The sequence below is a fragment of the Bradyrhizobium sp. 26S5 genome, from assembly GCF_036923295.1.
In the GTDB taxonomy this organism is placed as follows: domain Bacteria; phylum Pseudomonadota; class Alphaproteobacteria; order Rhizobiales; family Xanthobacteraceae; genus Bradyrhizobium; species Bradyrhizobium septentrionale.
The window spans coordinates 303,962-317,265 of record NZ_CP145948.1; the positions used below are offsets into that span (position 1 = coordinate 303,962).

A 13,304-nucleotide genomic window follows, 5' to 3' on the forward strand; every position below is an offset into this window, starting at 1 on the left:
GAGACTGAAACTGTCGCGAGTCTCGGAAAGTTGACAGGCAACTCACAGCCCTGACCTCCCGGCTGCCGGCCGAATTGCCGGAATTTCAAGCATTTTGCACCATCGCGAGGCATCTGGCCTGGAGCTTGCTCTGCTCGTGGGATGACGCATCTCGAATGCGCAAGAAGAGTCCGAAAAGAACAACACCCCGGGAGAGAAACAGATGAGCTTTCTGGTCGCACTGGCCGCGCTCGTTTTCCTGATGTTCGTCGCCTATCGCGGCTTCAGCGTCATCCTGTTCGCGCCGGTCGCAGCAATGGGCGCGGTCCTGCTGACCGACCCCGGCGCGGTGCCGGCCGCCTTCACCGGTCTCTTCATGGACAAGATGGTCGGCTTCGCGAAGCTGTATTTCCCGGTGTTCCTGCTGGGCGCGGTGTTCGGCAAGGTGATCGAGCTCTCCGGCTTCTCCAAATCGATCGTGGCGGCGGTGATCGGCCTCGTCGGCAGCCAGCGCGCGATGCTGGCGATCGTGCTGGTCTGCGCGGTGCTCACCTATGGCGGGGTCTCCCTGTTCGTCGTGGTGTTCGCCGCCTATCCGTTCGCTGCCGAGATGTTCCGGGCCGGCAACATTCCAAAGCGTCTGATTCCCGGCACGATCGCGCTCGGCGCCTTTTCGTTCACGATGGATTCGCTGCCGTTCAGCCCGCAGATCCAGAACATCATTCCGACCACCTATTTCAAGACCACCAACGGCGCGGCGCCGATCCTCGGCACGATCGGTGCGATCTTCATCTTCGTGTTCGGCCTGCTCTATCTCGAATGGCGCCGCCGCCAGGCGGTGGCTGCCGGCGAGGGCTATGGCGAGGGGCACAGCAACGAGCCGCCGCCGGTCGATACCAAGGAACTGGCGCCGGCGTTGGTTGCCTTTCTGCCGCTGATCGTGGTGTTCGCGGTCAACCTGCCGCTCGGCGGCTTTCCCGGCGTGTTCGGCGGCCTGATCGAGCGTGTCTACGGCGCGAGCTACGATCTGACGCTCGCGCTCGATCATTCGATTACGACGCCGATCGCCAGCATCAAGGCGATCTGGGCAGTGGAGGGCGCACTGATTGCGGGCATTCTCACCGTGTTCGCATTCGCGTTTCCAAAATTGAGAAAGACCTTCGCCGAAGGCAGCAAGGCCGCGGTCGGCGGTGCGCTGCTGGCGGCGATGAACACCGCGTCCGAATATGGCTTCGGCGGCGTGATCGCGGCGCTTCCCGGCTTCATCGTCATCAAGGATGCGCTGAAGACGATCCCCAATCCGCTCGTCAACGAAGCCATCACCGTCACCTCGCTCGCCGGCATCACCGGTTCGGCCTCGGGCGGCATGTCGATTGCGCTCGCCGCGATGGCAAAGGATTTCATCGCCATGGCGGAGGCGGCGCACATCCCGCCCGAGGTGCTTCACCGCGTCGCGTCGATGGCGAGCGGCGGCATGGACACATTGCCGCACAACGGCGCCGTCATTACCCTGCTTGCGGTGACCGGGCTGACGCACCAGCAGTCCTACAAGGACATCTTTGCGGTGACCTGCCTGAAGACGCTGGCGGTGTTCTTCGTGATCGCGGTCTATTACGTCACCGGGTTGGTCTAGAGCCGGTTCTGATTGAATCGGAACGGGGCTCCAGGATCTAACGATTAATCGGGAGGAATGACGTGAGCCAGCATCCGGCCCTGTCCTATCTGCGCACGACGGAGAAGGGCAAGATCGTCACGGCCGCCGAAGCGGTGCGCTTGATCCGCGATGGCGACACGGTCGCGACCGGCGGCTTTGTCGGCATCGGGTTTGCCGAAGAGATCGCGCTCGCGCTGGAGGAGCTCTATCTCGCCAACGAGACCGACGCTCCCTACGCGCAGGGCAAGCCGCGTAACCTCACGCTGGTCTATGCGGCGGGACAGGGAGACGGCAAGCACCGCGGCCTCAACCATTTCGCACACGAGGGCCTGGTCAGGCGCGTGATCGGCGGCCATTGGGGGCTTGCGCCCAAATTGCAGCAGCTCGCGATCGCAAATCAGATCGAGGCCTATAATCTGCCGCAGGGCGTCATCACACATCTGTTCCGCGACATCGCGGCGCGTCGCCCCGGCCATATCTCGCGCGTCGGCATCGGCACCTTCGTCGATCCGCGCCAGGGCGGCGGCAAGCTCAACGCCCGCACCATCGAGGAGTTGGTCGAGCTGGTCACGCTCGGCGGCGAGGAGTGCCTGTTCTACAAGACCTTTCCCATCGACGTCGGGATTATCCGTGCCACCACCGGCGACGCCGACGGAAATCTCACGATGGAGAAGGAGGCGTTGACGCTGGAAGCGCTGGCGATCGCCATGGCGGCGCATAATTCCGGCGGCATTGTCATCGCTCAGGTCGAGCGCGTCGCAGAAAGCGGCAGCCTCAATCCGCGCCAGGTGAAAATCCCCGGTGTCCTCGTCGACTGCGTCGTGGTGGCAAAACCGGAAAACCACTGGCAGACCTTTGGCACGCATTACAATCCAGCCTATAGCGGCGAGATCAGGCTGCACGCCGGCTCGCTGCCGCCGATGCCGATGAGCGAACGCAAGATCATCGCGCGCCGAGCGGCGTTCGAGCTCAAGGCCAACAGTGTCGTCAATCTCGGCATCGGCATGCCCGAAGGCATCGCCTCGGTTGCCAACGAGGAGCGGGTGATCGACCTGATCACGCTGACCGCCGAGCCCGGCGTGATCGGCGGCGTGCCGGCGAGCGGGATCGATTTCGGTGCCGCCGTCAACACGCAGGCGGTGATCGACCAGCCCTATCAGTTCGATTTCTACGACGGCGGCGGCCTCGACGCCGCGTTCCTGGGTCTCGCCCAGGTCGATCGCGCCGGCGATCTCAATGTCAGCAAGTTTGGTCCCAAGCTCGCCGGTGCCGGCGGCTTCATCAACATCAGCCAGAACGCCAAGAAGGTGATTTTCGTCGGCACGTTCGGTGCGGGCCGCCAGCGCATTGGCGTAACCGACGGCAGGCTGGTCATCACTGAGGAAGCGAAAGCCCGCAAATTCGTCGAGGCAGTCGAGCACGTGACCTTCAGCGGAGCCTTCGCCGCCAAACGCGGGCAGACCGTGCACTACGTCACCGAGCGCTGCGTGCTGGCGCTGACCGAAGGGGGGCTCGAGCTGATCGAGGTGGCGCCCGGCATCGATATCGAGCGCGACATCCTCCGCCTGATGGATTTCAGGCCGCTGATCCCACGCGATCCGCCGTTGATGGACGCGCGGATCTTCCGGGACGGCCCAATGGATCTGCGCAGCTATCTGCTGACGATTCCGCTCGATCGGCGCTTCACCCTGGACCAGCAGCAGAACCTGTTCTTCGTCAACCTGGAACGCTTCGCGCTGCGCAGCAGGAGTGACATCGATGCGATCGCGCACGCCGTCGAAGCCAGGCTCGGCCGCCTCGATCGCCGCGTCTATGCGATCGTCAATTACGACAACTTCTCGATTGTTCCCGAATTGCTCGACGAATATTCGGCGATGGTGCAAGGCTTGACCGACCGTTTTTATTCCGGCGTCTCCCGTTACACCACGTCGGGCTTCCTGCGCATCAAGCTCGGCGAAGCGCTGGAAAGGCGCGGCGTCGCCGCGCACATCTCGAAAGCGCGGAAGACGCGCGCTCGGATTGGCGCAATGTCGAAGCTGGCGGCACTCCGCAGCCGGACCGAAACGGCCGCACGGCGGTGTAGGCGGCCAAACCCTGGCGGCGCAATCACTCCATCGCCGGACGCCCGGGATTCGCATCGCCGGAAGGGGCAGCGCCCCGGAGGCTTGCCGCCGGGCAGATCGCGCGCGCTGGGAATGTAGAGCCACCCTATCGACTCTACAGTTTTATTCCTTCCATCGACTTTCTCAATTCATCGGCCGACTGTTTGGCGAGAGCGCCGCCCTGCACGCTGACCCACGTCTCGGGCCATGCCTTCTTAATTCTCGAGATCGTGTGCCCGCCCAGTTTCGGGGGCGGGACCGAGCCGCTGCTGTCGATCACTAACTTACCCACGAAAACGTCATCGTTGCTGTGTGCGCAATTCGAGAGGCCGATGCAGTGGACGAGCTCGTGCACCAGGATGTGGAGACGCATGGCCTGCCCAGCGTCAACCCTGCCGACTTTCGGAGTTGCGGGCACCCGCAGCTTCACTGAATCCATCGAAGGGCCGCTGCGTGAGTCGATGATGGTCTGCACGGCGCTGCCGTGGAGGCCGGAACCCGGATAGGTCTCGGCAACGATCGGACTGCCAGCCGCCCTGTCAGCCTTCTTAAAGGCGAGATAGACGCCATTCTGCTTGAGAAGGTCGTTGATCGTCGTGATCGCTGTATCGAGATCATTCACCCAGACACTCGGGGTGAAACTCGCCCCGGGGAATACCTTTAGCTCGCCGGTGCGCCGGACCCGATCGGGCCAAGGAGTGATCTCCGGTTCCGTACACGCCACGACGAGGCTCCTGCAAAAGGTCGGGGACTGCCTAAGTCTATGTCTCGCCGTTGTTCGACACGGTTCAAACCGGTGGCGGTACCCCCCCCAGCGGCGCTGCAATTTGGTGAGTTCGCGCGACGGGAAACTGTGTCGTGCTCGCAACGTGGCATGAGTTCCGGTTGTGGATAAGCATCTCCGGACTCCACGGCGTTGCGAATTCGCGGTCAAATGGTGGCGGACCTTCGGCGGCGTTTTCATTTCCAAGACGTTCATTTGAGATGAGGTCCAAGAGGCCGCTGTCCAGCGCCAGCGGCCTCTTCATTAACATACATTGATTGCAATCAGATCGTCCGACGCCAGGCAGCGTCAATCGTACTGCATTAGGTCACGGAGACAAAAATGATTGAAGGACTCAAACCATATGTGGCATTCGGAGTCGATCCTGCCGGGGTCGCACGCGCAACGTACGAACTTCGTTGCAGCAACGACGAAGAGGCGAGGCGGCAAGCCGAGGATTATCTCGACGCGCACGAGTTCATCGAGTTGTGGATTGACTACAAACGGATCGCTCGTCTGAAGCGCAGCAGGTCCCGAGGCTCCAGCCAATAAATTCCGACTGTCATCGCATCAACTCGAACGACTCGAGGACATCTGCGTCCGCATGCGCTGTGATGAGTTTCGCTTCAGCGCACGCTTTGGAGTCAACGGCCCAGTGATCTTAAGCGCCCCCGTGGTTTTTACGGGCTGAGCATTAACGCTGTTAGCACTGCATGGGAGCCTAGCCCTTGTCAGGAAACGGCTCGGCCGCTTAATTCGTGCGATTGCACTACGTTAATCATTTTGCAGAGTTGTTCTTAGTGAAAGCCATCGAGCAAATCGTCGCCGGCTTCGTGTCGTTGAAGGATCGTCAGGCGCTGGAGAAGCTCAAACATCATCGGCGGCAGCTGTTGGATGATGTTCAAACGCACGACGTCCCCGGCTTCGGACCGTCTGTCGTGAGCGATATCCTCCGCGGGGAAGTCGAGATCATCGAAGCAGCATTGGCACGCTTCGATGAGAATCGAGCATTGTCATGAGCGAAAACCGCGAGGAGATCGAGACCTTGAGGTTAATCAGAGCGTTCTCGAAGATTAGAGATCCCCAAAGACGAAAGCTCATCATTGAATTCACCGAGGCCGCGGTGCCTGAGGTTGGCACTGTTGCAGAAGGCAATCCGAGCGATCTCAAGCCTGGCGGTGAGCGACTTCGTTGATGGGCCTCAACGCATATCCAATGTAGCCGTAGCCCATTTACGTCATACACTCTGTGCCAATGGGCCTGATCCAAATGGACTACATGGCCGCATCGCGGCCCGCGGCGTGCGAGGCATCGGTGCGCTGTATGAGAAAAATATGATCTCTTCAGCGTATCACCGAGTAATGATTGCTGGGCTTGGCAGGGGCCTACGTGGGGCAGTGGTAGTAGCGCGCCGCAGCAAGTGCGGATCTTGGTAGACCAAATTCGGGAAAGCCGTAACTTCACGAGTGGAGGCTGGCCGCTCAGCCTCCTAGCCCCGGCAGCCCCAGCTCACCCCTGAGTTGGGGCTCGCCGCGTCCCTCAGACCCGCACCTCAAGGCGCAGGCCGAGGACCCCATTCTGAGTTGATCAAGATGGATAGCGTCGAGTACAGCCTCATAGGTTTAGCGCTGCTATCCTTCATCACCGGCGTGGGCGCTCTTCTGTTTGGATGAAGTGCTCAGCGAACCTTTTATGGGTCGCCGGTCCACATCCGTGGCTTATCGCTCTCCAAGCCGACATGCCGACGGCGGGTCCCCGAACGATCGATATTCAGCGTCGTTAATGCTAATTGCGATCAGACGAATTGCGGGTTGCCTTACGAAGGCAAATTTTGCGAGAAAATCCGCACGGGACGAACGCTACACGTCCCCAGAACTTCAGCACCAGCGCTTTCGGCGCTGGTGGTTTTTCACGCGAACAGGTCGTTCCCGGCTCGCTCCCACGCCTGCGCGGGCGCAGCGGCATCAAATTCCGAACGAGTGCCTCATCTGAGCCGCCATGCGCTGGACGGCGTAGGTGTATTTGCCTTGGGCGAACTGCTGATCCGCTATGTAAAGAACCACAAGAACGGCTATCGCCAACAACAATCCTTTCACCGAAATCCCCCACGCGGCGGTTAAGAAAAGCAGATGGCTTCGAGCCTACACACTTCCATGCAAATGGCATGGCTCAAATAGGCTACGCCAGAGAAGGCCGATTGGAACTCGACTACAGCTGATGACGTTGAGTCGGGTTGTGTTGGAGTGCATTGCGATGACCAATCACCGAACTGCTCTGGTCATATTTGCGGTCGCGTTCGCGATTGCGCTTATCGCAGCGACTTTTACGACGTTCGAGAACGTCAATACGCGCGTGGCCAGCAATGAGGCGCCACCGGGTACGACCGGGTTGGCTCGGCCACATCCGCCGTTTGATCTGGCCCCCGGCGCACCAATACGGATGCCACAACAGAGGTAGGACAGGAGTCGCCCGGGTGGCGAGCACCCTCGGCTCACCCGGGTGCGGGTTGAGCCGATCATCATTGTCGTAACAGCCGGCACAGCCCCCGCTCGTCGTCGCGCGTGGGCGCGGCGGACTTCTGCCCGACGATACGAAAGTATGGGGGTGCCGCGGAGCGAATGTAGGGGGCAGAAAAAAGCACGATCGGCGCTATAGCGTGCGCAAGTCGCGCGCAGCGAAGCGCGCATCATTCTCACGACAGGGGAGGAGAGCTTGATACGCCTGCTATTGCTGCTGCCGTTCATCGGGTTGATGATCGTGCCCTTCTACAACATCAGGGAGCCGATGCTGTTCGGTTTCCCGTTCTTCTATTGGTATCAGCTTGCCTGGGTGCCGCTGACCTCGCTCCTCACCTGGATCGTCTACAGGAGCGTGCGCAATGTTGAATGATGTCGACAGCGCGGCGCTCGCCGTTTTCATCGCTTTGTTTGTGCTCGTCACCGGCATGGGCTTCGTCGCCTCGCGCTGGCGCAAGCCGGAGACGCTCGCCCATCTCGACGAATGGGGCCTCGGTGGCCGCAAGTTCGGGACTTGGATCACCTGGTTCCTGGTCGGTGGCGATTTCTACACCGCCTATACCGTGATTGCTGTTCCGGCGCTGGTCTATGCGGTCGGCGCTTACGGCTTCTTTGCCTTGCCCTACACCATCATCGTCTATCCGTTCGTGTTCGCGGTGATGCCAGTGTTGTGGAAGGTCGCGAAGGACAAGGGTTACGTTACCGCCGGCGACGTGGTGCGTGGCCGCTACAATTCGCGCAGCCTCGAGCTTGCCGTGGCCGCCACCGGCGTGCTGGCGACGATGCCCTACATCGCGCTGCAGCTGATCGGCATGGAGGTCGCGATCAAGGCGCTCGGCCTGCACGGCGAGATTCCGCTCGTGCTCGCCTTCCTGGTGCTCGCGCTCTACACCTATTCGTCGGGCCTGCGCGCACCGGCGCTGATCGCCTTCGTCAAGGACATCATGATCTATATCGTGGTGATCGCCGCAATCGCGATCGTGCCGTCGAAGCTCGGCGGCTATGGCGAGATCTTCACCGCGGCGGACGCTGCCTTCAAGGCCAAAGGCTCCGGCGGCATCCTGCTGGCACCGGCGCAGGTGGTCCCCTATGCTTCGCTGGCGCTGGGTTCGGCGCTCGCGGCCTTCATGTATCCGCACACGCTGACCGGCATTTTCGCGTCATCGGGAGGCAACACCATCCGCAAGAACGCGGTGCTGCTGCCGGCCTACACGCTGCTGCTCGGCTTGCTGGCGCTGCTCGGCTATATGGGCCACGCGGCCGGACTGAAGCTCGCGAGCAACAATGACGTCGTGCCGGCGTTGTTCAAGATCCTGTTCCCGGGCTGGTTCGCGGGCTTTGCCTTCTCCGCGATCGCGATCGGCGCGCTGGTGCCGGCGGCGGTGATGAGCATCGGCGCCGCCAATTTGTTCACGCGCAATTTCTGGAAGGTCTGGATCAACCCGGCCGTCACGCCGGCGGGCGAGGCCAAGGTCGCCAAGATCACCTCGATGCTGGTGAAGGTCGGCGCGCTGCTTGCGATCCTGTTGATGCCGACGCAGTTCGCGCTCGACCTGCAGCTGCTCGGCGGCCTCTGGATCCTGCAGACCCTGCCGGCGCTGGTGTTCGGGCTCTACCTGAACTGGTTCTCGAGCACGTCGCTGCTGGTCGGCTGGGCGGTCGGTCTGGTCGGCGGTTCGCTGCTCGCCTGGTCGGACGGTCTGAAGCCGCTGCACAGCATCGACTTCGGCGCGGGAAAGGTTGCCATCTACACCGGCCTCATCGCCCTCGCGGCCAATGTGGTGGTGGCGGTCGTGGTCAACCTGGCGCTCAAGGGGCTGTCGCAGCCGCGCCCGGCCAGCGAAGCGGCCTAAGCCAACGGCTCGATCGACGGCCGGGTCTCGAATCCAGCCGTCGATGCCCTCGGTTCTTGTCTTGACGCGCCTTGTTCACGCCAACCGGTGTCCACTTCGCTGGAAAACGCTCTAGTATCGGCGGCCCGCGACCTGTCGCGGGCCGATCTCGTGCGTGAGGTGTCCTTGCAGGGCTGGTTCGTTCTCGCAATCTCGGCGGCCTATGTGACCGCGCTGTTCCTGATCGCCTGGTGGGGCGACCGGCGCAGCGTCGACGGTCCGCTGGTGTCGCCGACATCGTGGACGGCCGCGGTCAGCTATTGCCTGACGCTCGCGGTCTACAACACCTCCTGGAGCTTCTACGGGTCGGTCGGCCGGGCCGCGACCAGCGGGCTCGACTTCGTCACCATCTATCTCGGCCCGACGCTGGTGCTGCTGTTCGCCCAGCCGCTGCTCGTCAAGGTGATCGCGATCGCCAAGGCGCAGAACGTGACCTCGATCGCCGATTTCATCGCCGCGCGCTACGGCAAGAGCCAGTCGCTGGCCGCGCTGGTGACCCTGGCCTCGCTGCTCGGCGTGCTGCCCTATATCGCGCTCCAGCTGAAGGCGGTCGGCAAGAGTTTTGACTATCTCATCCTGCAGCCGGAACGGGCCGGCGGCGCGGCGTTGCAGTTCTGGCAGGACTCCGCCTTTGGCGTCGCCGCATCGATGGCGCTGTTCGCGATCATCTTCGGCGTCCGCCATGTTCATGCCAGCGAGCATCATCGCGGATTGATGTTGGCGATCGCGTTCGAGAGCGTGGTCAAGCTGGTCGCGTTCCTGATCGTGGCGCTGTTCGTGCTGTTCGGCATCGCCGGCGGACCGGGCGAGCTGCTGTCGCAGGTTCGTCTCGATCCAGAGCTCGCGCAGGTCCTGTCGCTCGATATCGGCCAGCCGGTCTGGCCGGCGACCATCATTATCTCGGCGATCGCCTTCCTGTGCCTGCCGCAGGCGTTCCATGTCGCGATCGTCGAGAACGAACAGCCCGCGCATACCCGCACCGCTGCGTGGCTCTATCCGCTCTATCTTGCGGCGTTCAGCCTGCTGATCCTGCCGATTGCCGCCACGGGCCTGGCGCGGTTCGGCGGCATGATGGATCCCGACACATACGTGATCTCGCTGCCGATCGCCTCCGATGCCAGGACCGTCAGCCTGATCGCGTTCCTGGGCGGGCTGTCGGCCGCGACCGGCATGGTGATCATGACCGCGGTGGCGCTGAGTACGATGCTCTGCAACGACGTCATCATGCCGCTGCTGTTGCGCTGGCGCTTCCTCGGCCGGCGCGCGGCGAACTGGTCGGTATCGCGCACGCTGATGGCGGTGCGCCGGTTCTCGATCGTCGGCATCCTCCTGCTGGCCTATCTGATGCACCGTCTGGTCAATCACGGCTATCCGCTGACGGTGATCGGCCTGTTGTCGTTCGTGGCGGTGGCGCAGTTCGGGCCGGCCTTCATCGGCGGCCTGTTCTGGCCGCGCGCCAACAAGGCCGGCGCCTCGGTCGGGATCGCGGTCGGCTTCGTGATCTGGGCCTATACGCTGCTGCTGCCGTCCACCGGGCTGTTATGGCCGGCGCTCGCGCCGATCGCGCGCGATGGATTGTTGCCATGGCTCAAGCCGGGCGCGCTGTTCGGTCTCGAGGGGCTCGATCCGATCTCGCATGCCACGCTGTGGAGCCTCGGCGTCAATATCGCCTGCTTCGTGCTGTTCTCGCTGCTCGGACGGCAATCGACCATCGAGCGCAATCAGGCCGCGGCTTTCACGCAAGGCGCAGCGCGTGGGACCGCCTCGCCATTGTCGTCGCGCGTCCTGGTCCGGCTCGATGATCTGCGCGCGCTCGCGATCCGCTTTGTCGGCAGCGAACGCGGCGTGGCCGCCTTCGACGCCTATCTCGCCGCGCGCCGCGCCGGTCACGCGCCGGCGCTCGACCCGTCGGGCCTTGTCGATCTCGATTCGATCCGCTTCACGGAAAACCTGCTCGCCGGCGCCATCGGCGCGGCGTCGGCGCGCGTGGTGATCGCAGCCTCGCTCGAGGGCCATTCGCTGTCGCGGCGCGCGGCGATGGCGATGCTGGACGAGGCCTCCGAAGCGCTGCGCTTCAACCGCCATCTCTTGCAGAGCACGCTGGAGAGCGTGCCGCAGGGCATCTGCGCCTTCGACGCCGACTTCAACATCTCGGCATGGAACGGCCGCTTCATCGAGTTGCTCGATCTGCCGCGCGATCTCGTGCGCGTCGGCCTGCCGCTCGCCGATCTGATTGCCTTCAACGTCGACCGCGGCGAATACGCGGCGGCCGAGTTCTCCGCGCTGTTGGTCAATCGCGACGTCGCGACGCAAGTGTGGCCCTATGTCTACGAGCGCAAACGCCCGGACGGCACCGTGCTCGAAATCGTCTATGACCGCATCGCCGGCGGCGGCTACGTCTCGACCTATACCGACGTCACCGAACGGCATCGCGCCGCCGAGGCGCTGCGCCGGGTCAATGAGGATCTGGAGTTGCGCGTGCGTGAGCGGACCGAAGCGCTGGAGCGCGCCAAGGCGGACGCCGAGCACGCGAATCTCGGCAAGACGCGCTTCCTCGCAGCCGCCAGCCATGACCTGCTGCAGCCGCTGAACGCGGCGCGGCTATTCCTGTCGGCGCTTGACGAAAGCTTGCGCGTACAGCCGAGCGCCGGTGACAAGGACCGGAGGCTGGCCGGTAGCGCGATCACGGCGCTGCGCTCGACCGAGCATATGCTCGACACGCTGCTCGACATCTCCTCCTATGATTCCGGTGCGGTGCGCGCCGAGCCGGTCGATTTACCGATCGCCGATCTCCTGGCGCAGCTCAGTGTCGAGTTCGACGCCATGGCGCGTGAGCGCGGCCTGTCCTTGCACGTCGTTGATTGCGCCTGTGTGGTGCGGAGCGATCCGCATCTGCTGCGCAGAATCCTGCAGAACTTGTTGTCGAACGCGGTGCGCTACACGCCGAAAGGCCGTATCCTGCTGGGATGCCGGCGCAAGGCCGGCGCGCTCCGGATCGAGGTCTGGGACACCGGTATCGGCATCGCCGAGGCGGACCGCGACCGGATATTCGAGGAGTTCCAGCGGCTCGTGCCCGCGGCCGACAAGGGGCTCGGCCTCGGGCTTGCAATCGTCGACCGCATCTCGCGCCTGCTCGGACACACGGTTAACGTGCGCTCACGTCCCGGCCACGGTTCCTGTTTTGCAGTCACCATACCCCTGGCGTCCGGTCCCGGTGCGCCGCTGCGCCGCGCGCGCGCTGCGGCTGCGCCGCTGCCGGCCGAGCAACCGCTGACGATCCTGTGCCTCGACAACGATGCGACGATCCTGCAGGGGCTCACGGCGCTGCTCGGGGGCTGGGGCCATCATGTCGTGACTGCGACAGACCCGGCCGCGGCGATGGCGGCAGCAACCGCCGGGCCGCCCGATGTCGTGCTGCTCGACCACCACCTTGACGGCGGCCGCAGCGGTCTTGATTTTCTCGACGATCTCAGGCGCGCATCGGCGTACAAGGTGCGCGCGCTGCTGATCACCGGCGATCGCAGCGAGGAGGTTCGCAGCGCGGCGAAGGCGCGCGGCTGCGAGATCCTGCTCAAGCCGGTCAAGCCGGCTGCGCTGCGACGTTTCCTGAGCGGCGAGGCCTTGACCCGTCGGCTCGCCACCCAAGAGGACCGCCACCCGGCATGACCACACGCATCGTCATTGGCGACGACCATCCGCTGGTGCAGGCCGCGCTGCAGAGCGCACTGTCGGCCGTGCTTCCCGATCTCGAGATCATTCCCTGCCAGTCGCTCGACGAGGTATTGGCGGCGGTGCCCGGCCGCATCGAGGAGATCGACCTGATCCTGCTCGACCTGACGATGCCGGGCATCCAGGGGTTTGCGGCGCTCTTCGTCCTGCTCGCACAGTTTCCGACGGTGCCGGTTGCGATCATCTCGGCGCGGCAGGATGCGGCCACGATCCGCCGCGCCATCGCCTATGGCGCCTCCGGCTATATCCCGAAATCGCTCGGCCTGCCGGCGATGGCGGACGCCATCACGCGCATCCTCGGTGGCGAAATCTGGATGCCGCCGAACATCGGCGGCCGGGGCTCGATCCAGAGCGAGGACGTGGAGCTGGCGGCGCGCGCGGCCTCGCTGTCGCCGCAGCAACTGCGCATCCTGGCGATGATCGTCGAAGGCAAGCTCAACAAGCAGATCGCGGCCGAAATCGGCATCGCCGAGCAAACCGTCAAGGGCCATGTCTCGACCATCCTGCGCAAGCTCGGGGTGGGATCGCGCACCCAGGCCGCCGTGCTGGCGGAGCGGCTGGCGTTCGGCAGCGCGCGAGGCGTTTCATCACCTGCACAGCGAGAAGGTTGAAGGCGCCGAGGATATCCTCCTGGCTGCCGTCGCCGGCAAACAGACTGAGAACGGAAAT

10 protein-coding genes are annotated in these 13,304 nt (G+C 63.6%); 9 read left to right on the forward strand and 1 reads right to left on the reverse strand.

Annotated features, from left to right (window positions below; genetic code table 11):
• Positions 1-202: 202 nt before the first annotated feature.
• Together V5279_RS01420 and V5279_RS01425 are read left to right on the forward strand one after the other, a co-directional pair.
• Positions 203-1,612 carry a GntP family permease gene (locus V5279_RS01420; protein WP_338694449.1) on the forward strand — a complete coding sequence of 470 codons (1,410 nt, stop codon included), beginning with the start codon at positions 203-205 and terminating at the stop codon, positions 1,610-1,612.
• A 62-nt stretch (positions 1,613-1,674) separates the two neighbouring features.
• On the forward strand, positions 1,675-3,834 hold the full coding sequence (locus tag V5279_RS01425; RefSeq protein ID WP_338694451.1) for an acyl CoA:acetate/3-ketoacid CoA transferase: 2,160 nt from the start codon (positions 1,675-1,677) through the stop codon (positions 3,832-3,834).
• Positions 3,835-3,850: 16 nt separating this feature from the next.
• On the opposite strand, the gene V5279_RS01430 is transcribed toward V5279_RS01425, so the two are convergent.
• Positions 3,851-4,357, reverse strand: a complete 507-nt coding sequence (locus V5279_RS01430) for a hypothetical protein (RefSeq protein ID WP_338694453.1) — start codon at positions 4,355-4,357, stop codon at positions 3,851-3,853.
• A 483-nt stretch (positions 4,358-4,840) separates the two neighbouring features.
• On the opposite strand from V5279_RS01430, the gene V5279_RS01435 reads away from it, so the two are divergent.
• The 7 genes from V5279_RS01435 to V5279_RS01465 all read left to right on the forward strand — a co-directional run bounded on the left by V5279_RS01435 (position 4,841) and on the right by V5279_RS01465 (position 13,246).
• Positions 4,841-5,050 (forward strand): hypothetical protein, encoded by a 210-nt coding sequence (locus tag V5279_RS01435; protein WP_029079461.1) that lies wholly within the window; start codon positions 4,841-4,843, stop codon positions 5,048-5,050.
• Between the two features lie 248 nt (positions 5,051-5,298).
• Entirely contained in the window at positions 5,299-5,517 is a 219-nt protein-coding gene (locus tag V5279_RS01440) for a hypothetical protein (RefSeq protein ID WP_166301053.1), read from the forward strand.
• The gene (locus V5279_RS01445) at positions 5,514-5,693 is read left to right on the forward strand and encodes a hypothetical protein (RefSeq protein ID WP_338694457.1); all 180 of its coding nucleotides are present in this window, start codon (positions 5,514-5,516) and stop codon (positions 5,691-5,693) included. Before V5279_RS01440 ends, V5279_RS01445 begins: the two co-directional genes overlap by 4 nt.
• Before the next feature lie 1,517 nt (positions 5,694-7,210).
• Positions 7,211-7,387, forward strand: coding sequence for a DUF3311 domain-containing protein (locus V5279_RS01450; RefSeq protein WP_166301058.1), 177 nt, complete (start codon positions 7,211-7,213; stop codon positions 7,385-7,387).
• Positions 7,377-8,867, forward strand: coding sequence for a monocarboxylate uptake permease MctP (gene mctP / locus V5279_RS01455; protein ID WP_338694460.1), 1,491 nt, complete (start codon positions 7,377-7,379; stop codon positions 8,865-8,867). The genes V5279_RS01450 and mctP overlap by 11 nt, the downstream gene beginning before the upstream one ends.
• Positions 8,868-9,032: 165 nt before the next feature.
• Entirely contained in the window at positions 9,033-12,572 is a 3,540-nt protein-coding gene (locus V5279_RS01460) for a PAS domain-containing hybrid sensor histidine kinase/response regulator (protein WP_338694462.1), read from the forward strand.
• On the forward strand, positions 12,569-13,246 hold the full coding sequence (locus V5279_RS01465) for a response regulator transcription factor (protein ID WP_035976470.1): 678 nt from the start codon (positions 12,569-12,571) through the stop codon (positions 13,244-13,246). Before V5279_RS01460 ends, V5279_RS01465 begins: the two co-directional genes overlap by 4 nt.
• Positions 13,247-13,304 lie beyond the last annotated feature (58 nt).